The organism is Pseudomonas fragariae (ex Marin et al. 2024), assembly GCF_059621105.1.
The window spans coordinates 1,896,229-1,919,068 of record NZ_CM184369.1 but is presented as its reverse complement, the minus strand read 5'-3'; the positions used below and the strand labels follow the sequence as shown (position 1 = coordinate 1,919,068).

Sequence of the window (22,840 nt, the reverse complement as noted above, 5' to 3'; positions counted from 1 at the left end):
TGACGGTGCGGTATTATTTTTCTCAAAACTGTTCATGACGGCCTCGGATAACATATTGATCAGGTGACATCAACCTCGTAAAAAAACCGGTGTATCCGTTTTTGTTAGCGGTGATTGACTTCTTTAAAAAGACCACACGCCACCGCCAACTGTCTACCTGTAAAAAATAGCAGCTTACGCGGCTCCCCGCCCCTCTCTAGTCTATATAACGCCCTAATTACCAACGCATTGCAGAGCACAACCTGTCGAGGTAAACGATGCAGACCGTCCAACGATTTCACTGTACAAATGCACTAAAACTTGAACTGACGTGTCTTTATAAAAAGAATAACTGGCGATGGCTATTGGGTTGGTCGGGGGATGTTCTTGTCATTGCTTCCGCTGTCGCACTTACCCAATGGTCATTGTATGCTTACCCCCTCAGTGTGCTGATTATCGGTTCACGGCAACGCGCCCTTGCCTCTCTCGTTCATGAAGCAGCCCATTTAACCCTGACCCAAAGCCGCCGCCTCAATTATGCCATTGGCCACTACCTGACCGGATTACCCATCTTTCAGGATTACGAGGCTTATCGACATTCGCATGTGCACATGCATCACCATCATCTCGGTGACGCCGACAAGGACCCGGACTATCGTTACTATATTGAATCCGGGCTGCAGGCGACCGAAGATCGATTCGACTTCATGTTCAACCACCTGCTTAGAACCGTGCTGTTTCTGAATATATTCAGCTACCTGCGCTACCTCGTCATTCATCGGTTGGGCGCACTGTTGAAATCCCCTCGCAAAGCCCTGACACTGATCGCGGTACACGCTGTTTTATTCTCGCTTTTCTATGCCACCACGGGCGTGTACGGTTACTTGATGTTCTGGCTCGTTCCTTATCTGACGGCCTTTCAGGTCATCGGCTGGCTGTCGGAAGTTTCTGAACATTTTGGATTATTCGGCAGGGAGCAGGAGGCCTTGCGTATCACCCGCAACCGTTTTCCCTCCTGGTGGGAGAGGCTGTTTATCGGCATGCACGGGGACAACCTGCACCTGACCCATCACCTGTTCGCAGGCATCCCCTACTGGAACCTGCACAAGGCACACTCCATTCTCCTGCAAGACCCTGACTATGCCGAAGCCAATCTGGCCAAGGGTGGCATCATCTCGGGTCGTCGCGATACGCAATCGGTCATGCGCCAGATACTGAGTATTTATCGCCTGCAAAACAGACGTCATTCGCCATACGGCACTGCACCGCAGACACTGTGCGAACAGTCGGCACGAGAAGGTACGCAGACCACGAATGGCGATGACCGATAGCCATCGCGCGGGCATCCAGATGGGGTCAATGAGCATTCCGATCGGCCTCGCGCTGTGTCGGAATCGCACAAGAAGAATCCAGGCTCACTCAACGCGTTGACTGCCTTGGCGCCCGCCACTCAACCCAGTCGTCATGGGTTCCAAAAACCCCTTACAAAATTCCCATCTTGGTCAGTTGTATGCAGGCCTGGAGTTTGGTTCTGACACCCAACTTCGAGATGACATTGGAAATATGAAAATCTACCGTTCTTTTGGATATATTTAGAATGACGGCAATTTCATTACAGGTCTTGCCGATGGCTGTCCATATGTACACCTCCTTTTCACGGTCCGTAATAGTGAAGGTTTCGTCCGACTCATTGACGCCCATGACCAGGCCCGTCAACTTATGATGAAACTCACGAACCAGCGACTTCACCTCTGCCGCAAGACTGTACTCGCCTTGCGTACTTCCTGTTCCGGTTTCTTTATTTGCAAACCGCAGTAAACTGAATGCCTTCTCTTCGCCGAGGTAGAACGCCGTCATCCCGTCAGAGGTGGTACCGGCGTCGATCATTTCGCCGCGGTCATTTGATGATGTCGGCCTGTTCAGTAAACCGGTAAATAGTGGCTCAGAGCAAGCAACGTCCCAAATCGCATCCGCGACGTCCTGCCGCTCTGCGCAATGACTATTATTTTTCCCTGCCTCCGGACCGCTGACCAGAACAAAGCCATGTTGCCGTAACGCTGGCGCGTGATGATAAAAAAAATAGGTATAGTGATGAACACCCCGCTCACTTGCACTCTGTTCGAACTCCCATTCCAGCTTTTGTCTGCCGGTGCTTTTTTCATGGCCAACCGTATCACCGCGCAATGAAAGTGCCATCACTCTACTCCATGAACTACTTGAAATGGCTAACTCTCAAGTGAGAAGCCCATGCAAATTATGATAACTATGCACCACCCTTCACGCAACTTAAGTAACTCTCAGACTTTAAATACCGGCACATTGCCCCACACTATCACTCGCTTTGCGCGATTATAGTATTTCTTACGACATCTTATTAAGCCGCACACTAATAGCCCCGCCCGACAGAACAATATCTTGATGTTTCTGATAGGCGTCTCATAAAAACCTTAACTCTATCACCCTAAAAACTCTATTTTTCGCCCTTTTTTTCACCCCCTTGTCCCCCTTTTCCAGTGCAAGGCAACCTTGACCCGACACAAGCCGTTCAGCAAAGCAACCGCGCGCTGCGAAACGTTCAGCACAGAGCGAAGACACGTCACCAAGAAGAGGATGGATAACCTCATGTGTGTCTCAATGTGAAAACAACGAATTCCCCACCTTCCCCGCCATCTTCTCCGGCCTGATCAGAAACCGCGCCAGCGCAGGCAGCAGCCACAGTGCGCCGAACATGTTCCACAGCAGCATGAAGGTCAGCATCAGGCCCATGTCGGCCTGGAACTTGATCGCCGAGAAGATCCAGGTGCACACACCGATGGCCAGACACAGGCCAGTGAACAGCACGGCCTTGCCGGTGGATTTGAGGGTTTCGTAATAGGCTTCCTGCAATGGCAGTCCGGCGCGCAGGAAACTCTCGAGACGGCTGTAAATGTAGATGCCGTAATCGACGCCGATGCCAACGCCCAGCGCCACCACCGGCAGGGTCGCGACCTTGACGCCGATGCCCATGAAGGCCATCAGGGCGTTGCCCAGCACCGAGGTCAGCACCAGCGGCAGGACGATGCACAGCGTGGCGGCCCATGAGCGGAAGGTGATCATGCACATCGCGGCCACGCAGAGGTAGACCAGCAGCAGAATCACCCACTCGGACTGCCTGATCACTTCGTTGGTCGCGGCCTCGATGCCGGCATTGCCGGCGGCCAGCAGAAATTGCCGGTCCGGCGTATCGTTCTGTCTGGCGAAGTCCTGCACTGCATGCACCGCCCGGTCGAGGGTTTCGGCTTTATGGTCGTTGAGGAACACCAGCAGCGGCGCCAGCGAACAATCGGTGTTGTACAGGCCGTCGGCGCGGGCGATGGAGTTGTTCAGCACGTCTTTGTTACGCGACAGACTCTCCCATTTCAGGTTGCCCTCGTTAATGCCCTTGATCATCTGTCTCGACACCGTGACCAGGGAAATGGCCGACTGCACGCCCTGGGTGTTCTCCATCTTCCAGGCCAGCTCGTTGATCGCTGACATTGTCGAATACGCCGAGCAACCCTCGGGGCCTGTCTTGACCATGACCACCAGCACATCGGAACTGGTCGAGTAATGGTTGATGATGAACGCGTTGTCCCTGTTGTAACGCGAGTCGGGGCGCAGTTCGGGCGCGCCCTGATCCAGGTCGCCGATCTTCAGGTTCTGGCTATACCAAAGCCCCCCTCCGAAGGCCAGCAGCGCCAGCACAATCGACACCGGCGCGACTCTGGCGCTGGCAAAGTTCGCCAGCAATCGCCAGAAAGGATGCTCGGAGACCGCATCCTGCTTGCTGCGGCTCACTGCCTTTTTGCTGATGCCCACGTAGGAAATCGCCACCGGCAGCAGGATCAGGTTGGTGAACACGATCACCGCCACACCAATGGAAGCGCCGATGGCCAGCTCGCGGATCACCCCGATGTCGATAATCAGCAGCGTGATAAAGCCCACCGCATCGGCCAGAATCGCAATCATGCCGGGCAGAAACAGCTGACGAAACGTCCGCCGCGCAGCGGTCAGGGCGTTGTCGGCCTCGCTGGATTGCAGGGCAATACCGTTGATTTTCTGCACACCGTGAGAGATGCCGATGGCGAAAATCAGAAACGGCACCAGCATCGAATACGGGTCGATACCGAAGCCGACCACATGCATCAGCCCCAATTGCCAGATCACCGCGATCAGCGTGGTGCTCAGTACTGCCACCGTGCTGCGGATACACCGGGTGAACCAGATCAGCAGCACCAGCGTGATCAGAAAGGCGATGCCAAAGAACATCACCACCATGAACAGACCGTCGATCAGGTCGCCGACCTTCTTGGCGAAGCCGACGATGTGAATCCTGATGTCGGGGTTTTGCGCCTGATACTTGTCGCGGATCTTTTCTTCGAGCTGGTGGGAGAATTGCTGATAGTCCAGCGCCAGTAATTTGCCCTGGTCTGCCGGGTCCGGGTAGGACTCCTGCAGCGGAACATCAATGATGCTCGACCTGAAATCATTGGCGACCAGGCGCCCGACCTGTCCGGACTTGAGCACGTTGTTGCGCAACTGGTCCAGACTGGCCTCCGAGCCGTCGTAGCTCTGCGGGATCACCTCGCCTCCCGCAAAGCCCTCTTCCGTCACTTCGGTCCAGCGCACGCTGGGGCTCCACAGCGACTTGAGCCCGGAGCGGTCCACGCCGGGGATGTAAAACACTTCGTCGCTGATCTGGCGCAGGGTCTCCATGTACTCCTTGGAGAAGATGTCGCCGTCCACCGCTTCGACCGATATGCGCACCGTGTTACCAAGGTTCGCCAGATCGTTACGATGCTTGAGCATGTTCTGAACGAACGGATGAGACAGCGGGATCATCTTCTCGAAACTGGTGGAAGGCCGCACCTGCGTGGCCTGCCAGAACAGAAACAGGCTGGCCAGCAGGCAGAGGAGAATCACTGCCGGGCGATGGTTGAAAATCAGGCGTTCAAGGAAGGTTGCCTTTTCATCCGGATCTTGCGCGTGCTGGTGCGTGCTCATGCCTGAATATCCCGCCCTGAAAGGTCTTATTGTTGGGTCGTATCGGCGCCCGTCGACGAGGTGAGGCGAACGCCGCCCTGTCCTACCAGAATCAGATTGCCCTGAGAATTGCCGGTAACCCCGGCCAGCGAGATGCGATCAGGTCGATTGAAGACCGCGAATGTTTCCCCGTCATCGGTGCTGCGCATGACACTGCCGCCATTGCCGACCAGCACCAGCGAGCCATCGGCCAGCAGCGTAGCGCTGGCCAGGCCGAACTCGAGAGGCCCGCGCGCGCCCTTCAGTTCGATCGGCTGCCAGCTGTCACCAAAATCGCTGGAGCGAAACAGATTGCCGCGCAGACCATAGGCCAGCAACGTGGACGGCTGAGCCGTGCCGATCACGCCGAATAACGAGCCTTGATACAGGCCGTCGATTTTCTCCCAGGTCTGCCCCTCGTCGCGGGAGCGAAACATGCTGCCCGCTTCGCCGACAATGAACAGGCCGGCATCCTTTACCTGAGCAATGCCGTTCAGGTGGTATTGATCCTCGTTGTCCAGCCGGTCGCTGACATCTTCCCAGTGCTGCCCGCCATCGGCCGTGCTCAGCAGCAGGCCGTAGGCACCGATGGCCAGGCCGTTGTCGAGGTCCTTGAACCAGACATCCAGCAGCGGAGCCTCGCGCTTCAAGTCCTCGAACTGCTTGTTCCAGCTCTTGCCCCCATCGCTGCTGGCCAGTACCTGCGCGTCGTGACCGACCGCCCAGCCATGCTGTTCATCCACAAAAAATACGGCCGTCAACAACTGCCGGGTAGGCACGCGGGCCTGACTCCAGGTCTTGCCCTGATCATCGGAAAGCAGAATATGCCCATGGTCACCCACCACGACCAGCCGCGCCCCCGCATGGGCGACGTCCAGCAACAACGTGCGAGAGGCTTTGGCCGACTCGATGGCGTAAACAGGCGTATCTGCAGCGGCGGCAGGGGCTGGCGCCTCGGAACCGGCCATGGCTGGCAGCGCAAACACGGATGACGCAACGGCAGCCAGAAACATGCCCGCGCATAACCGGGTGCGACGATGGAAAGACTCACGCATGGACTTTTCCGCTCTTATTATTATCAGGTGGCTGTTATCGGGTGCGGGTGCCGGATAACTCATATCGATGTCGACGCCCGCAGCGCTATGGCGTTACCTGTCTGGAAGCTCGGCCATCCTAGGCAGCTTTGCAAATGCCTGACAATCGACATGTCGTTATCTTTTGTTAAGCGTGCTGAATGTGATTGATGAAACATAACGACGGTTGATCGGACAGATTGACCAGACGCCGGTCAGCGAATGCTCCTGCGCCGCAAGGCCGCTGGTTTGAAGGCGTTCACGCTGGGTACCGGCTGAGAGAAGTCACTGGTGCCAGGCTCCTGATTGTCGAGGTTCTGCACGTGATAACGCCGCGCCTGCAAGTCATGGAAAACGTCCAGTGCGGACCAGGTGGTCGGCAGTTCGTAATAGTTCTTCAGGTACGCCATGGAGACGCGCCACAACTGCCCCCGAGCGTCGTACTGATCGACGATTGCAGCCTGCCAACTGTCCTCGTCCAGGTACAGCGTGCGTCTTGAATAGACATGACGCGCGGTCGGTTTGAGCGTGCCCTCCACCACCCATACGCGATGCAGCTCATGGCGCGTATAGGCCGGGTTAAGATGCCCTACCTGCAATAATTGGCGATAGGTAATGTCAGGACTGGAAATCCGGTAGTTGTTGTAGGGAATATAGACCTCGCGTTTGCCCAGTAACCTCCAGTCGTAACGATCCGGCGAGCCATTGAACATGTCGGTGTCGTCGGCCGTGCGCAAGCCTTCAGAGGCCGGGATCGGCATGTCGTAAGCCAGACTCGGCGCGCGGCGTACCCGACGCTGCCGCGCACTGTAGGTCCACGCCTGCCGCGGCTCCTGGATCTGGTCCAGTGTTTCGTGGACCAGCACGGCAGAACCGGCCATGCGCGTCGGGCACTGGATAAACGACAGGTAATAGAACAGCACGTTATCCAGACTGGCAAAGCTGCCCGCAGGATCATAGAAACGAAACAGCACTTCCTGACGCGAAGTGTTCAGTTTGAAACTGCCGTCGCGCTGTATGGCAACTTCCGAAGTACGTCGCACCGCATAATGGCCGCGATACCGTGCAATGTGGTTCCACACGGCCTGAATGCCCTTTTCCGGAAGCGGAAATGGAATGCCGCCGTAGGCATCGACAAAACCGTTGCCGCCGCCGATCAACCGGGCTTTCTGCGCATTGCGGCGGGTGTTGTCGTAGACCCATTGCGGCGCCGATCCGGAACGTCGCGTGGGGTATACCGGCATCCGGTAGCTGTCGGGGTAGGTGTCGAACATCGCTACCTGCCCAGGCGTCAGGCGCGTGCGGTAGTGCTGCATATTGGCGTGAGTAATGGTGAACAGGGGTTTGTCAGCGGAATACGGATCGACATGCCGAGTGCCCGAGCCTTTGTACCCGGGCGGGGGCCGGGTGATTCCGCCTGTCCAGGGTGGAATGGTCCCCGTGGCATTACCTGCCATCTCGCCTCCCAGTGGGGTCAAACGACTCCCGAGCAACGTGGCATCCACTGCCTGGCAGGTGTCGATCGCGAACAGCAGCGTCAGCGCGCCGCCCAGCCGAAGTTTCATGAGCATGTGGGCTCTCCTTGCATGGCCACGTCGGGACGCGTGTCTGGCGTCCAGGCCGGGAATAGTTCCGTGTAAACGGCAGGTTGTAAGGGCGACACGGTTATTGACGTTCGGCCAATAACCGTTTGTTTAACAGGCAAACCGAATTGCCCACGTATTCTTACCGCGAACAGGTTATCTATCGGGAATATGTCTGTAGGAAACTTCACAGAACAAGAAGAATCGACAACGCGCTGTTAAACACCAATGAAGCAGGCACCCGGAATAGCCCACAGTAATGCAACGTGAATGCCAACAGGCGATAAAGAACAGATCACACCTTATATAAGGTACAGATCTGAAACGTCGTGCCCCCGCGTTATGACCAGGATTAAAAACAACAACATCGTCTGTTTGATTGTCAGACAGCACACTCATAAAACCACTTATTATCGCTGCTTGATGGCGGGTATATGAACGTGTGGTAACAACAAGAGTGTTACTTGCTTCAAGCCAGTAACACCGGGTGATGACAGGCAGGGCTCAGTCGATGACGACGTGTGGCAGGAAGCGGCTGGTGTCCTTGGTGATCAGGCTGTCGTCTTCACGAATGCCGATCCCGGACGCAAGATCGCCGATGACCCAGGAGCCGATCAGCGTGTAGCTGTCGCCGAATCGCGGAAGCGGCGAGTACGCCTGCAGAATGTAGGGCGCATCGGTGTAGGGCCCATCGACCGAGATCACCTGATCGCCAGGCGTGCGCATTTCGATATTGGCGCCCTCACGGGAAAAGTACGGTTTGCGTACCCAGCCTTTGGGGACCGCTTTGTTCGCGTCCTGGTCGACATGCGCGGGCAGCAGGTTCGGATGGCCTTCGTTGAACTGCCACAACAACGGCAGAATACCCTTGTTGCTGAGAATCGCCTTCCACGCCGGTTCGACAAACTGAGTGCCGCTCGCTGACACGTGCTGACCGAATTCCTCGTGAAAGATATGCTCCCACGCGTGCAGCTTGAACAAGCGCTCGATCCAGCGCCCGTCCAGATCGACAAAACGCCCGTCAGCGCCGAGCCCGATGTCTTCGATATCGATATGCCTCGCATCGATGCCGACGTGTGCCGCCATACGCCGCAGAAAATCGGTGGTGCCCCGGTCTTCGATGGAACCGGACATCGCCGAGAAGTAGAACGGAGTCGTACCGGGAAACTCGGCAAAGGCCCGAACCAGATCCTCGGCAATCGAGTTGAACTGGGTGGCATGCGCAGGCAGCACGCCGCGCGCCATCTGCTCTTCCAGCCAGAGCAGTTGCACCGCCCCGGCTTCCATCAGACTGGTCGGCGTATCGGCATTGATTTCGTACATCTTTGCCGGGCCCGTGCCGTCGTAGGCAAAATCGAAGCGTCCGTACAGATGCGGATGTCCCTCCTTCCATGAGCTCTGGATCAGGTCGAAGAACGCTTCCGGGATCGCCAGTTGATGGAGCAGCGCTTCGCTGTCCACCACTCGCGCCACGGCATCCATGCACATCTGGTGAAGCTCCTGGGTGGGCGCTTCAAGATCGCGGGTAATCTGCTGTTCGCTGAACAGGTAATACCCGCGCTCGTCCCAGTAACGCTCGCCATCGATGGTGTGAAAGTTGAACCCTTCACGCTCGGCGGTGGTGCGCCAGTCCGGACGTTCCTCGATGCTGATCTTTTTCATGCCGCGAACCGTCAGCCTCCGAAACTGCTGCTGCCACTGCTGCTCTTGCCGCCCCAGCCACTGCGTGCCGAGGCCTGGCTGCCGAAGCCGCCGCGCGAGATGGTCGATGACACCGAAGACGAGCCGGAACCCGAGCTGCCCAGGTTGCGCCCCAGGGTGCTCTTGCCGTAGCTGCGATCCGGGCTGGATTGCGCCTGGGTCGAGCGCCCGAAGGTCTTGCCGCGATCGATCTGACTCGGCAGGGACGAGCTGTAATAACCGCCCCGGTCATCGCGCGTCTGGTAAATGGGCTGCGAGTAATAGCGGTTATTGCCGAAGCCGTTGCTGAGCAGATTGCCGATCAGCAGGCCGGCCATCAGCCCGGTGGTGCCGCTCATGCCCGACGGAGCAGACTGGGTGACTTCCTGATTGGCGCGGTCCAGCGCCTCTTTCGGCACTTGCCCGGAAAAGCCCAGTTCGAAGCCGCCGAGTTTAGGCATGTACTTGCCGTCAGAGGTGACCTGGCAATAATCCGGGACGAAGTCCGCGTCGCAGGACGCCTTGTCATCATAGGTCGGCGCAATGCGGCGATGGTCGGACAGCGCCTGCATGTAGGCATCCGAACAGATATTTACCGGCACCTTGGCATCGACGCATTCCTGCACCGAACTGAAATTGGCCTTGGCGTTGACGGTGTCCTTTTTCTCGGACGGACCGCAACCGGCAAGGGCCAGCGGCAGCGCACCGGCGAGTACCAGTTTTACTGAACTACGTCTCATCGTGAGTCTCCTTGTTCAAGGCTGCCGTCAGACCGACGGGGTCATGCAGGCCGCGTTGAGAAGACCGACGCTGATCGCGACGCTGGCCGAATAGATGGCTGCCGCCATTTCACCCTTGGCGATACGCGTCGACAGGCCCTTGAGCACCAGGCTGGTAACGCCGAACGCCAGCAGTTGCACGACGGCGGCGATCACTGCCCAGACGACCACGTCCAGAATGCTGATGCTGTAGCTGATAATGTTACTGGCCGGCAGCGCGAAACCGATCAGCGAGCCACCGAGGGCAACTGCCGCTGCGCTGTTATTCTCGCGAATCAGCGCAAATTCCTTGTGCGGCGTGATCCGGCTGTAGATGAGCTGGAACAGCGCGAACAGAATCGCCGCCACCAGGATGTACATGACGAAGCCGAATACAGCAGTGGCATTGAGCGACATACGCAGCGCGTCGATCATGAGGATTTCCTTGTCAAAGAACGTTGATATCAGTGGATTGCAGCGTTATGCCGACCGCCGTGGTGAGCGTGATGCTGCCCTCCTCGTCTTCCTCTACGGAAAACAGCAGAAACTCACGGCGGTTGATCAGTCCTGTTTCGCGGGCGTACAGCATGCTCAGGTGCCTGACACGATAAGTCGCGTCAGGACTGACAATGTCTTCATCGAGTGGCGTCAGCTCGGTCTGGCCGGGTGAAGTCCCCCATTGCCGCTCGAAGACCTCGCCATCGTGCTCGTAGGTCGGCAGGCCGATCTTCGACGACGGGCCGGTCAGGCGCAGCAACTCATCCTCGCTGGTGATCGGCTCGGCGCCGTAGTAGCCGAACAGGATGATGTCCTGTACGTCTTCCGGGTTGGGGCCAGTGCTGACCACTTGCAGAAAATAGTCCTCGTTATCGAGGTAGAAACGATGCAGCGCCATGGACTGGCCGAGATCGATATGCCCCACGGACCAGACCTTTTCATCGCCCGGAACGACCACTTCCGAGTGACCGTCGAGCAACAGTTTCAGCGAACTGTCCAGGCACAGCATCCGTCCGGACGCCAGCCCCAGCGGACTGACCGTGCTGACCGGTTGTGTGCCGTCCCGGCCTGATGCCTTGGGGGCTTCCAGGCCCATGGCCCGTTTGAACCAACTCATAATCCGTTTCCTTGCAGTGACGGGTGACGATATATAACGCTCTTCAAGCGCAACAGGCGCACTGCCTGCGAGCGCGAGACTGACTCATTTCTGCGCCAGCAATGCCCTGGAATGCATCAGCCAGGCCACACAAACGCCTGCAAGTGCACCCGCGATATGTGATTCGAACGACACACCGGCCACCGGAACGAAGCCGAACACCAGCCCGCTGTAAGCGGCCAGCACCAGCAGCGCGATCAGCACACTGGCGATACTGCGCTGATACCACGCCCGCGCCAGCAGATAAGCCCACAAACCAAAAATCAGACCGCTTGCGCCGACATGAATATTGCTGCGACCGAAGCTCCAGACCAGCAAACCGCCCAGCAGGCAGACCAGCCCGGCGACCCATGCATACCGCCTGACACCCTCGGTCGCCACCAGCCAGCTCAGCACAATGAACGGCAACAGATTGCTGAGCAAGTGCTGAATCGACCCGTGCAAAAAGGGGGCAAACACAATGCCGCGCAACCCGGTGAGGCTGCGCGGCATGATACCGAACTGCAGCAGACTGTTGCTGGTCATCGAGTTGATTGCCTGTACCGCAATCAACACGGCCGACAGGACGAGGATGACCTTGAGTCGTCGGGAAAACGCCATGCACCACCCTCGCCTGCCTTGTTGCAGCGCTTACTGAGCCGGCGTCTGACTTTTAGCTTTCAGGCGCGCCAGTACATCTTGCGCACCGCCGCTTTTGGCACCGATTCCGGCATCCTGCAGACGACGCTCCAGATCGCTGCCGCTGGACTCGGTGGCCAGCTCTTCAGCCGCTTCGAGCTTGGCGTCCTGTTCATCCTGGCGCTGCTTGAGACGTGCCAGCGAGCCGACTGCGGTTTCGACGGCGCCGCTGGCACCACCGGTTGCAGTAGCCGTTGCAACGCGGGCCTTTTGCACGGTTTCACGGGCCTTGGCCATCTCGACCTGCTGCTTGAGGCTCTTGATTCGCGATTCGGCCTTGATCACCTGATCCTGCAGCAGGTTGACCTGCTTGCTGAACTGGTCGGCCAGTTCCTGCTCCTGATCACGCAGGGCTTCGATTTCGGCGATCTTGTTCGCGCATTCTACGGCCAGGGCTTCTTCACCCTTGTTCAGGGCCTGCATGGCGCGGCCTTCCCAGTTGGCAATGCTGGTAGCGTGCTCTTCAAGACGCTGTGCCGAAAGTTTGTGCTTGGCCTTGATGGTGATCAGCCCGTCGCGGGCCTTGACCAGCGCGTTCTCGGCGTCGCGGATTTCCTGGTCCAGAATGCGGATGGCATTGGCGTCGGCAATCGACTCGCCCACTTCGGAAGCGCCGCCACGAACAGCGGTCACCAGTTTTTTCCAGATACTTGTAGTCATGAATGTTCTCCGCCTGACAGCGCTGTTCAGTAGATGAAATGATCTTCAAAAGCATCGGCCGCACGGATCACGTTGTCCGCGAGGGTGAGAATTTCCTGCACCACGACCGTGAGCGACGATGCCGCGCTCAATGCGCCGAACAGGCAGTAGACTTCCTGACCGCCGCCCAGCTTTTCGATGCCGACCGACGACAGCGGAAACAGGTCGCGGCTGCGCAGGACAACGTCGTTGAACGCTTGCACGTTCTTGATCTTGTTCACTTCGATCAAGGTCGCGTCGGCGAGAATCTGCTCGCCTTCTACGGCGATGTAGATCGGCAGGTCGCCGTAGTCAGCCATGGTCAGCCTGATCCCCGAGGCATCGCCCTCGGTCACGTCGAGCTCGATCTTGCCGTTCGTCACCAGTTCCAGTTCGCTGAGTGCCTTCTGCAGAGAGCTGATGGTCCAGTGGGTATTCTCGGTCATGAAGTCCTCCAGTTTTATTCTGTCGCCCAAAAAGGGCTGTCTTAAGGCTTTTTCGATACCCCGCAGGGCATCGACATTTTCCGGCCGGATCCAGAATTCGCGCTTCACCAGCCCCGCCTCCTTGAGCCGCAGGCGCATTTCACGCATGTAATCGGTGGAACTCTTGGAAACCTTGGCCGGGACCGCTGCGTTATCGCCCTGGGTTTTACGAGGCATTGGCGCTTCCCCTTGCTGCTGGCCGTGAATCAGGTAAGCAACGTAGCAGATGTTTCTGAAGATAGATATGCATCACATGTGAGATTTTTTATAGGAAGGACCGTCCTTTTTGAATAGCACTACGCCGCAGCACTCTGTACGTGCTGATTGATCGCGAGGAGGTAAAGCCCTGACCGTGCAACTGCTGACCGCAGGCACCCGTATTGGCAACTTATTTCAGCGCCAACGTCATTTGAAAACGCCCGAGCGGGCGGAAGGTTCGAACAAGGTTAGAGACAGGAAGGCGGGGAAGAAAAGACCTTCCTGTCGATGGTGTGACCCAGCCTGGTCGTTAACGGACTTGGGGTATCCAGTCGTTGATAGCGGCATTCTTATTGTGAACCTGCATACCTACCGATTCGCCACGAATAAGAAATGCCTCGGCCCCCATAAGCGAGACGATATTATTCTTGAACGTGTTCAGTGCCTGCTGCCTCTCGTTGATGGAAGTGTTGGCTTTATCAAGAAAACCGCCGAGGTACATTTCAATATTACTCACGTACATTCCGGATACGCCATGCGGGGCCAGCCCGGCCAACTCTGTTGCGCTGTCACTGGCCATATCTGCCTGGACGATGCTGACGCCTCCGCGATGCAGGCGCTGCTTTAACGAGTCGAATGACAGATGCTCCTGATTGCGTTGTATCAATAGTTCAAGATGATCTGCATAGCCGGACTTATGCTGGCGTTTCACCTCTCTCAACCATGCCTCTTGACTGCCAGATGATTGAGCAATTGCGAGGACTGATTGCACGCCGGCAAGGTGTGCCTTATCCAGGTCGGCGACAATAACATTACCGTGCCCTTGCCCCATTGCAGCAAGGACTGCCATTGAGTTTGCTACGGATATAACGTCGCCCTGGAACGTCGCGTTGCTTAGAAGGCAAGGAATCTGATTGGCGGCCTTGGTACCCACATAATCAGTGACCTTTGTGGTGTTGGCCCTTACATTTAAATTATCATGCAAACCATACGATTTTACGCCCTCAGAACCTTCATAGGATGCGGAACTTTGAACATTATATGACGACGATCCGGTATTGATCCTGAACACTTTTCACCTTATTTAAAGTCAGTTTAACGGGAGTGAGCGAAAGTACTTTTTCCGCACCAGGCACCGCTGAAAACAGACCTCCGTGATCTTGATTACTTTCAAGACAGGACGGCCTCTACAGCGCTGCCAACACTGTGTGGCCTTGTCCCGAAGACGGTTCCATTACCTAAATTTCATCTAAAAAGACTTATTTTTTGTCCATGAGCCATAAGAACTTTAGCGAGTGCTGAATAAGGCGTGATGCGCGGATAGCAGACAATCGCCCCCCCCATCAACGGGACGCAAAAAAGGCGCTGTCCGCATCAGCAGACAGCGCCTTTATCACCCATGCAGTTCAGGCAATAGGCACAGCACAAACCCTCATTCAGCCAGGCTTTTGCTCACCACTTCATACACGTCCGCCGACAGTTTTCCGGAGGCGAGGATGCGTTCCAGCTCGGCTTTCATCCGCGCCTGACGGGCGCTGTCGTATTTGCGCCAGCGGGTCAGTGGTGCCAATTGACGAGAAGCGATCTGCGGGTTCAGCGCGTTCAGCTCGATCACCAGGTCTGCCAGGAAGCGATAGCCGGAGCCATCTGCCGCATGGAAGTTGACCAGGTTCTGCCCGGCAAAGGCACCGATCAAGGCACGCACCTTGTTCGGATTCTTGATGCTGAAGGCTGGGTGCTTCATGAGTTCCTGAACACGCTGCAGGCCGCCCGGCAACGTGCTCGCCGCCTGAACGCTGAACCACTGATCCATGACCAGCGCATTGCTCTTGAAGTTCTCGGCAAACACGTCAAGCGCCTTGTCGCGCTCGGCAGTGAACGGCGAATTGACCAGCACGGCCAGCGCGGTGAGGCGCTCGGTCATGTTGTCGCTGGTGTCGAACTGGTCGATAGTGGCTGCCAGTACCTCCGGCTTGCCGCTGAGCATCAGGTACGACAGCGCGATGTTCTGCAGGGCACGACGGGCGAAGTGCGCGGCTTCGGCCACATAAGGCGTGACCTTCGACACTTCGCGGTTGGCCTGATAGCGCGCCAGCAGCCCATCGAACAGCCCCTCTGCGAGCTGCTGACGGGCAAATTCGCGAGCGGCGTGAATCGCATCGACATCGGCCACTTCGCTGATTTCGGTCAGATAAGCCTCGCCCGGCAACGACAGCATTTCTGCGACCATCGCCTGATCCAGGCCATCATCCGCCAGCACGGTGCCCAGCGCAGTGATCAGGCGCTGATCCATGAGCAGCGCCTGGCCTTGCTGATGCTGGCCGATCAGTTCCTGTAACACCTGAACCGACAGTTGCTGGCCCGCATCCCAACGGTTGAAGCCGTCGCTGTCGTGCTGCATCAGGAACATCAACTGATCGCGGTCGTACGGGAAGCTCAGCTTGACCGGTGCCGAGAAGCCACGCAGCAAGGACGGCAGTGGCTTTTCAGCGACATCGACAAAGGTGAACGTCTGCTCGGCCTCAGTCACCGAAAGCACCCGCGTGCTGCCGGTTGCGGCGGTTTCGTTGGCCAGACGCAGGGCGATCTCGCCACCTTTGCTGTCTAGCAAGCCCAGCTCGACCGGAATCACGAAAGGCTGTTTCTGATCACCAGGCTGGCCCGGTGTGGTCGGGCAGCTCTGGCGGAAGGTCAGGCTGTAGGTCTTGGCCGCAGCGTCGTAAGACTCGCTGACCGCCAGACGCGGCGTGCCCGCCTGACTGTACCAGCGCTTGAACTGAGTCAGATCGACGCCATTGGCGTCTTCCATGGCCTTGATGAAGTCATCGCAGGTCACGGCCTGGCCGTCGTGGCGCTCGAAATACAGATCGCTGCCCTTGCGGAAGCCTTCAGCCCCCAGCAGGGTGTGAAGCATGCCGACCACTTCCGAGCCCTTTTCGTACACGGTCAGGGTGTAGAAGTTGGAGATTTCGATAAAGCTGTCCGGGCGCACAGCGTGAGCCATCGGCCCCGCATCTTCGGCGAACTGGTGAGTACGCAGATAGGCAACGTCCTGGATACGCTTGACCGTGGCCGAGTTCATGTCGGCCGAGAAACCGGCGTCGCGGTACACCGTGAAGCCTTCCTTGAGCGACAGCTGGAACCAGTCACGGCAGGTCACGCGGTTGCCCGACCAGTTGTGGAAGTATTCGTGGGCGACGATCGCTTCGACACGCTGGTGTGCGGCATCGGTCGCCGTCTCGGCACGCGCCAGCACGGCGCTGGAGTTGAAGATATTGAGGCCCTTGTTCTCCATCGCGCCCATGTTGAAATCGTTGACCGCGACAATCATGAAGATGTCCAGGTCGTACTCGCGACCGTAGGTCTCTTCGTCCCAGCGCATGGACTTCTTCAGGCTGGTCATGGCGTGCTGGCACTTGTCGATGTTTTCCGGCTCGACGTAGATACGCAGGGTCACGTTCCGCTCATTCATGGTGGTGAACGTGTCTTCGATACACCACAGATCGCCGGCCACCAGCGCAAACAGGTAGGCCGGTTTCATGAACGGATCTTCCCACGTCGCCCAGTGCCGGCCATCCTCTTCTTCGCCGCTGGCCACCGGGTTACCGTTGGACAGCAGGATCGGGAAGCCCTGCTTGTCGGCGCTGACGGTGGTGGTGAACTTGCTCATCACGTCAGGACGGTCGAGGTAATAGGTGATCTTGCGGAAGCCTTCGGCCTCGCACTGGGTGCAGAACATGCCGCTGGACTTGTACAGCCCTTCCAGTGCGGTGTTGGATTCCGGATGGATGCGCACGGTGCTGTCGACCGTAAAGCTGTCAGCCTGCGGGTGCAGGGTCAGGTGGTCGTCGGTCAGCTGATAATCGGCAGCGCCAAGCTCCACATCGCCCAGCTTGACCGAAAGCAGTTCCAGATGCTGCCCATCCAGCACCAGCGGTGGCAGGCCTGCACCGCGCTCCGGGTTGCGGCGCATGACCAGCTGCGCGTGGACCAGCGAGTGGTCGTCGAACAGTTCGAAGGTCAGGTTCGTCTCATCGATGAGGTACTCGGGAGCCTGGTAATCCTTCAGGTAAATCATTTTCGGTTGTTCGGTGCGCATGCTGGAATCCTTCTACTGATGCACGGCCAACTGATAGGCCGTGTATTTGCGAATATTGATCACGCCCGTGTCGAAAATCAGGTATTGGCCCTTGATCCCCAGCAGCGTGCCTTCGGCAATCGGGTTCTTGTCCAGATTGAAGCTGACAATCTTGGTCGGATACGCCTCGACCGGGTAACGAAACTCGACAGGCTCGGCGTCATGTAGCAATTGGATGGCCTGCAGCCCGAATCGTTCTTGCAATCCCAGCAGCCCTGCGCCGCAACTGTCGAACAGCTCCTGGCGAATGGCCTTGAGGTCGACGGGTTGAGCGTCGCCCTTGAGCAAGGCACGCCAGTTGGTGCGATCGGCCACCTGGCTGCGCAGCAGGTCTTCGACGAAGCCGGACTGTTGACGGGTTGCCACACGCAGGATCGGCAGTGCCTGGCTTGCGCCCTGATCCAGCCAGCGGGTCGGCAACTGCGTTGAGCGGGTAATACCGACTTTCACGCCTGACGAATTGGCCAGGTAAACGATGTGATCGGTCATGCAGAACTGCTCGCCCCACGCCGGATCACGGCAGGTACCCTGATCGTGATGGCATTTCTCCGGGCTCATGATGCACAGGTCGCACTGCGCCAGCTTGAGCATGCACGGGTAGCAGTAACCCTGGCTGTAGCTGGACTTGGTCTTGCGCCCGCAATGACTGCAATGAATGGCGCCGAGAAACTCCAGACGCAGCGTCTTGCCGATCAGCGGGTTGACCGCGATCTCGGTCTCGCCCAGGCGAAAAGCGTATTGCACACACGACGTGTCATCCTGACGCGCCGACATTTTGTTGACTGCTCCGCGACCAATTTCGATCAATGAATTGCATCCGATTTGAACAGGATATTGGGCACCGGGGCCGATTTGGAGGCGCATTCCTGCGGCCCCATGTAGCCGGTGCGCTGGTCTTCCGGCAGGTTCTGCGCTTCCCAGGCAATCAGCGCCTGCAGGGACAGCTCGCGTTGTTCCTGAGTGAGCTTGCGACCGTCGGACCATTTGCCGATTTCCACAGCCAGTTTCAGGCTCTCGTAGATATCCGGGGTGATGTTTTCGATCATTTCTATAAAAGACGACATGGCGCACTCCAGAAAATAGCGGGTAATTCTAGGCCTTGCGGCGCGCAATCGCACCACCCAGCAGCCCGGTGACACAACCGATGATCAGCCCGCCGACATGCGCACCGTTGGCGATTTCGCCGAAGCCGAGCATGCTCACCAGCCCGGACAGGCACAGTGCCAGCCAGACCAGCATCATGATCAACACGCCGCGCGGCAGGCGGTAGACCGGGTTGGGTGCCAGCATCTGGAAAATCCAGCAATGCCCGAGCAGGCCATACAGCACTCCGGACAGTCCGCCAAACAGGCTTGGGCCGCTGAACAGGTATTGCACGTAATTTGAAACCGACGAGAACAGCAAGGTCAGCAACAGCAGCGACAGGCTGCCCTGACGAATTTCAATCCGCCGCCCCAGCTCCCAGAACCACATGCCGTTCATGGCCAGGTGCAGGATGCCGAAGTGGATCAGCATGGGCGAGATGATCCGCCACCACTGCCCGGACGCCAGGTTTTCGGACAACGGCAGAAACGTTGCGTACTCGCCATTGATGCGGAAATCCTGAAAGGTCAGCCAGCGGACGGCTTCGAGGTTATCGCCCAGCAGCGTCAGGCCGGCCACCAGCAAGGTGACCAGCAATACCAAAGCCGTCACGGGGCTGTTGCGTAACTGCTCGATCAGGCCGGGCGGCTTGTAAGTGGAGCTCGCGCTGTCCTGCGCCAGTTGAACGTGCTCGTCGCCTTCGGGAAAGCGCGTGTACAACTCGCGCACTTCTTCGACCAGTCGCGGCGCGTCCGGCACCCACAGGACTTGCTCGCCAGCCTCTTCACTGACCCGGTGAGGAATCTGCAAGCGCAGCAACAGCCTGACAAAACCGCTCAGGTCGGTGGTCAGCGGCAAACGCAGGACAGCTACAGGACTCATTCTCAAACCTCGGGACGCTGCACGTCGACCCAGACGAATTTGTCCGGATCGATCTGTGTTTCCTGGTCCAGCCGATAGGCGACCAGTTTGCCGTAGAGCACGGCGCTGTAATCCAGACAGGCCAGGTTCGGCCGGATAGGCGCAGGGATGCCGCTGCGCCAGTAATGACCGACAAACAGCAGCGGCTCATTGATGCCATACCGCAGCAAGGCGTTCTTTTCCGACGTGGTCAATGGCGTCTTGGCAACCCCTTCGGGCAAGGCGTCCGGCTGAAAGACCACGTCGCCGTAAGTCTGCGGATCATCCTCCCAGAACTTGGTGCGGAAGAATTCGCGGGTCAGGCCATCACCGCCAGTCAGGGTCAGGCCGTGCGGCAGGCGCATGTCGGTGCCACGCAGCAGACGATTGAAGACATTACTGGCGAAGCTGCCGGGCACTGCCGATGCCTGGACGAAATGCTTGTCGATACACCCCGTACCATGCAGGCCACGCAGCGGATCGATCAGGGTCGCATCCCAGCAGGCGTGCACCACCCTGAAGCGACCGGCATCAAGGTACAGCGGTAACTCGTAGAACCAGTTGACGAACTCGCTCCACTCATCCGGATATTGCTCGAACTGCGCCAGGGTCTCGCCGATCAGCCGCGCATGACGCGGGGTGTGCTCGCGCACGAACTGATGACCGCTTTCGGAAAGGGCCGGGGTCACCCAGCCCAGCGCGTTGAACTCATGGTTGCCCATGATGCACAACGCCTGACCGGCCTGGACCATGTCGCGGACGATGTGCAGCGCTTCACGAATACGCGGGCCGCGGTCGATGATGTCGCCGAGGAAGATGACGATGCGCTCAGGATGGCGCCACACGCCAGCCTGCAGACGGTAACCGAGAAGCTCCAGCAAGTGCTCGAGGGTATGGGCGCACCCGTGCACGTCACCGATCAGATCATAGCCACGCGCCGGATCGAGCATTAATCGCCCCCGCCGCCGAGCTTGCTGCCCCAGCCGAGCTTGGTGCGGCAGACCTCGTAATAGTTGTGATCCAGCGGATGGATCAGACGCAGTTTCTGCGGTTTCTTGCTGACCGTAATGGTGTCACCCGGCGCGCAGGTGAAGTGATTCTGGCCGTCGCACGACACTTGCGGGTAAATGGTCATGTCCTTGGACACCACGATTTTCAGCTCGCTGTTGCCGTCGACCACGATGGGCCGCCCGGACAAGGTATGCGGGTACATCGGCACAATGACGATGGCATCGAGCTTGGGGTGCATGATCGGCCCGCCTGCCGACAGCGCGTAGGCGGTCGAACCGGTCGGTGTGGCGACGATCAGGCCGTCGGCCTTCTGACTGCACACGAACTGACCGTCGATGTAGATCTCGAACTCGATCATGCGCGTGGACTTGCCGGGGTGCAGCACCACGTCGTTGAGCGCATCGCCCTGACCGATGGCCTCGCCGTGGCGACGCACTTCGGCCTGGAGCAGAAAGCGGTTTTCCACCAGGTAATGCCCGTCGAGCACTTCGGCGCATTTGACCTCCAGCTCGTCGGGGCGGATGTCGGTCAGAAAGCCCAGGCTGCCACGGTTGATGCCCAGCACCGGAACGTTATGCCGGGCCAGTGCCCGCGCCGCGCCCAGCAGGCTGCCGTCGCCGCCGACCACAATGACCATGTCGCAGACCTCGCCGAGCATCTTGCGCGATGAGGTCTGCAGGCCATGACCGGGCAGGACCTCGGCGATCGTTTCTTCGAGAATGACGTGCAGGTGGCGGTCCAGCAGGAATCTCTTGAGTCGGCGAACGGTCTCGAGCACCTGAACACTGCCCAGGCGACCGATGATGCCGATATTGCGAAATTGCTCCATGAGGCTCCTGCTGCGGGTTCGATACGACTTTAAAAACGTGATTATGGGCGAAAGGGCCTGACAGCAGCAAACCGGGGTTAAAAAAGGGTTTCGCGGACCTTGCAACAGGGTACGGGCGGCGCGATGAAGTCCGATGGCCGCCTATCGTGTCAGGGCGCGGGTTTTGTCGCATTCCACACTCCCGTGCGCCTGCTGGCCGCCTATCTGCGCACCTCGCCAGAATGCCCGGTCCTTGCCGCCCCGCTTGGCCTGATACAAATTGATGTCGGCGGTCTTGAGCACTGCCGAGCTGTCCGCTGCCGCAGGGATGTCGGCCAGCCCGGCACTGCAGGTCAGCGGGCTGACAGCGAGGGATTTTCTGATGCACTCCAACAGGTCCAGCACATAATCACGAGCGTCGTCTTCACTGCACATTGGCAGGATCACGCCGAACTCCTCTCCGCCCATGCGTCCGAAGGCGAGACTGCCCACGGTCTTTTGCAGGCAGCCAGCCATCACCCGAAGCGCCTGATCACCGGCGTCGTGGCCGAATTGATCATTGATGGTTTTGAAGTCATCAATGTCGAGCATCAGAAAATAACCCGCGGAATTATTCAGCACATGATTATCCAGTGCCTGCATCAGTGCACGGCGATTCAATATAGCGGTCAGGTCATCGGTCATCGACAATTCGCGAAACTGATGCTCCAGACTCAATACCGTACGAAGTGTGCGCGTGTAAGTATGATTCAGCACACTGCCCAGACTGACCGACGTGATAAAGAACAGTGTCATGAACAGCGTCGCGACACTGTCGGTATCGATCCCCTGAGCGGGAGAAAGAATACACCAGGCGAGTACCGCCACCAGCAGATAATCCCGGGTATACACCACTAACAATGTCGAACACAGAATAATCATTACGGCGACCGAGAGTGACCAGTTGATGTCCGTTCCGGTGCGTAAATGGCCCGCCCTTGAAAAGCACAGTGCCACAATGATCACGAAGGCCATGCCCATACATCGCCAGACCCGGAAGTCGACTGCGCGATATTGCCAGGCGCACGCGCCCAGCAGGCCAAGGGTCAGCAGTACTTCCAGCAGACCGAATTGCAGATACGGCGTGACCGACAGAACAACCAGCCAACAAACGATGGCAATACATTGCACACGTGCAATGGCGGGTGAGAGCAGTTGTTTTATCCGGGTCTGCATGTCACCGTTCATAGAAAACTCCAGGCATCCGATTTGCCGAGTCGAATATCCGCCGCATGAAGACCACCTATATAAAGCAGCCCACGAGTCGACCGACTGATTGAATGACGTTCACCACACGGTGACCACCATTGAGAAACACCGGCCAATGAACATCCTTGACTGGCGCCTGAACTGTTTGACGCCAACAATATACTGGATATGAATGACAGTGTGCACAAAGAGAAGGCGCCTGATAATTATCAATAACCTTTTTATATTCGATGATCATCCTGTCGCACATCGTACGTCATACGTTGTCGTCGAAAGCAAAAACACCGGCGTGCATATGCTGTTTGCGCAACACGCTGTTTGTCGGCGGCGACTCACGCTATCCTCGA

20 protein-coding genes are annotated in these 22,840 nt (G+C 57.9%); 1 reads left to right on the top strand and 19 read right to left on the bottom strand.

Going from position 1 to position 22,840, the window contains the following annotated elements:
* Positions 1-257 precede the first annotated feature (257 nt).
* Positions 258-1,310, top strand: coding sequence for a guanitoxin biosynthesis L-arginine gamma (S) hydroxylase (gntB, locus tag AC54XV_RS08740; protein WP_024660149.1), 1,053 nt, complete (start codon positions 258-260; stop codon positions 1,308-1,310).
* Between the two features lie 151 nt (positions 1,311-1,461).
* Here gntB and AC54XV_RS08735 read toward each other — a convergent pair whose 3' ends face one another.
* The 19 genes from AC54XV_RS08735 to AC54XV_RS08645 all read right to left on the bottom strand — a co-directional run bounded on the left by AC54XV_RS08735 (position 1,462) and on the right by AC54XV_RS08645 (position 22,472).
* Positions 1,462-2,175 (bottom strand): LuxR C-terminal-related transcriptional regulator, encoded by a 714-nt coding sequence (locus AC54XV_RS08735; RefSeq protein WP_032657434.1) that lies wholly within the window; start codon positions 2,173-2,175, stop codon positions 1,462-1,464.
* A gap of 435 nt (positions 2,176-2,610) precedes the next feature.
* The gene (locus tag AC54XV_RS08730; protein ID WP_058398660.1) at positions 2,611-5,001 is read right to left on the bottom strand and encodes an efflux RND transporter permease subunit; all 2,391 of its coding nucleotides are present in this window, start codon (positions 4,999-5,001) and stop codon (positions 2,611-2,613) included.
* Positions 5,002-5,027: 26 nt separating this feature from the next.
* Complete coding sequence (locus AC54XV_RS08725; protein ID WP_046722227.1) at positions 5,028-6,074, bottom strand: WD40/YVTN/BNR-like repeat-containing protein; 1,047 nt, start codon at positions 6,072-6,074, stop codon at positions 5,028-5,030.
* A 233-nt stretch (positions 6,075-6,307) separates the two neighbouring features.
* Entirely contained in the window at positions 6,308-7,663 is a 1,356-nt protein-coding gene (locus AC54XV_RS08720; protein ID WP_011267182.1) for a DUF1329 domain-containing protein, read from the bottom strand.
* Positions 7,664-8,179: 516 nt separating this feature from the next.
* A complete protein-coding gene (locus AC54XV_RS08715; RefSeq protein WP_003406507.1) occupies positions 8,180-9,337 on the bottom strand; it encodes a glutathionylspermidine synthase family protein in 1,158 nt (385 codons plus the stop codon).
* A gap of 11 nt (positions 9,338-9,348) precedes the next feature.
* Entirely contained in the window at positions 9,349-10,095 is a 747-nt protein-coding gene (locus AC54XV_RS08710) for a DUF1190 domain-containing protein (protein ID WP_011267181.1), read from the bottom strand.
* Between the two features lie 27 nt (positions 10,096-10,122).
* A complete protein-coding gene (locus tag AC54XV_RS08705; RefSeq protein ID WP_024660145.1) occupies positions 10,123-10,548 on the bottom strand; it encodes a DUF350 domain-containing protein in 426 nt (141 codons plus the stop codon).
* Between the two features lie 13 nt (positions 10,549-10,561).
* Positions 10,562-11,227: a DUF2491 family protein gene (locus AC54XV_RS08700; RefSeq protein WP_024660144.1), complete on the bottom strand. Its 666-nt coding sequence runs from the start codon at positions 11,225-11,227 to the stop codon at positions 10,562-10,564.
* Positions 11,228-11,311: 84 nt separating this feature from the next.
* Positions 11,312-11,866, bottom strand: coding sequence for a rhomboid family intramembrane serine protease (locus AC54XV_RS08695; protein ID WP_024660143.1), 555 nt, complete (start codon positions 11,864-11,866; stop codon positions 11,312-11,314).
* 30 nt (positions 11,867-11,896) lie between these two features.
* Positions 11,897-12,604: a PspA/IM30 family protein gene (locus AC54XV_RS08690; protein ID WP_496718359.1), complete on the bottom strand. Its 708-nt coding sequence runs from the start codon at positions 12,602-12,604 to the stop codon at positions 11,897-11,899.
* Between the two features lie 26 nt (positions 12,605-12,630).
* Positions 12,631-13,284 carry a YjfI family protein gene (locus tag AC54XV_RS08685; protein ID WP_003346660.1) on the bottom strand — a complete coding sequence of 218 codons (654 nt, stop codon included), beginning with the start codon at positions 13,282-13,284 and terminating at the stop codon, positions 12,631-12,633.
* Positions 13,285-13,615: 331 nt separating this feature from the next.
* On the bottom strand, positions 13,616-14,377 hold the full coding sequence (locus tag AC54XV_RS08680; protein WP_225650784.1) for a hypothetical protein: 762 nt from the start codon (positions 14,375-14,377) through the stop codon (positions 13,616-13,618).
* A 360-nt stretch (positions 14,378-14,737) separates the two neighbouring features.
* Positions 14,738-17,404 (bottom strand): aminopeptidase N, encoded by a 2,667-nt coding sequence (gene pepN, locus AC54XV_RS08675; protein ID WP_058398659.1) that lies wholly within the window; start codon positions 17,402-17,404, stop codon positions 14,738-14,740.
* A gap of 12 nt (positions 17,405-17,416) precedes the next feature.
* Positions 17,417-18,250, bottom strand: a complete 834-nt coding sequence (locus AC54XV_RS08670; RefSeq protein WP_024639083.1) for a DUF2797 domain-containing protein — start codon at positions 18,248-18,250, stop codon at positions 17,417-17,419.
* Positions 18,247-18,507 carry a YeaC family protein gene (locus AC54XV_RS08665; RefSeq protein ID WP_003368468.1) on the bottom strand — a complete coding sequence of 87 codons (261 nt, stop codon included), beginning with the start codon at positions 18,505-18,507 and terminating at the stop codon, positions 18,247-18,249. The genes AC54XV_RS08670 and AC54XV_RS08665 overlap by 4 nt, the downstream gene beginning before the upstream one ends.
* A gap of 28 nt (positions 18,508-18,535) precedes the next feature.
* A complete protein-coding gene (locus AC54XV_RS08660) occupies positions 18,536-19,408 on the bottom strand; it encodes a rhomboid family intramembrane serine protease (RefSeq protein ID WP_057457397.1) in 873 nt (290 codons plus the stop codon).
* Positions 19,409-19,410: 2 nt separating this feature from the next.
* Entirely contained in the window at positions 19,411-20,376 is a 966-nt protein-coding gene (locus AC54XV_RS08655) for a metallophosphoesterase (RefSeq protein ID WP_024639081.1), read from the bottom strand.
* Positions 20,376-21,266: an NAD(+) kinase gene (locus AC54XV_RS08650; RefSeq protein WP_003409651.1), complete on the bottom strand. Its 891-nt coding sequence runs from the start codon at positions 21,264-21,266 to the stop codon at positions 20,376-20,378. The genes AC54XV_RS08655 and AC54XV_RS08650 overlap by 1 nt, the downstream gene beginning before the upstream one ends.
* A 141-nt stretch (positions 21,267-21,407) precedes the next feature.
* Positions 21,408-22,472: a GGDEF domain-containing protein gene (locus AC54XV_RS08645; protein WP_024641250.1), complete on the bottom strand. Its 1,065-nt coding sequence runs from the start codon at positions 22,470-22,472 to the stop codon at positions 21,408-21,410.
* Between the last annotated feature and the right edge of the window lie 368 nt (positions 22,473-22,840).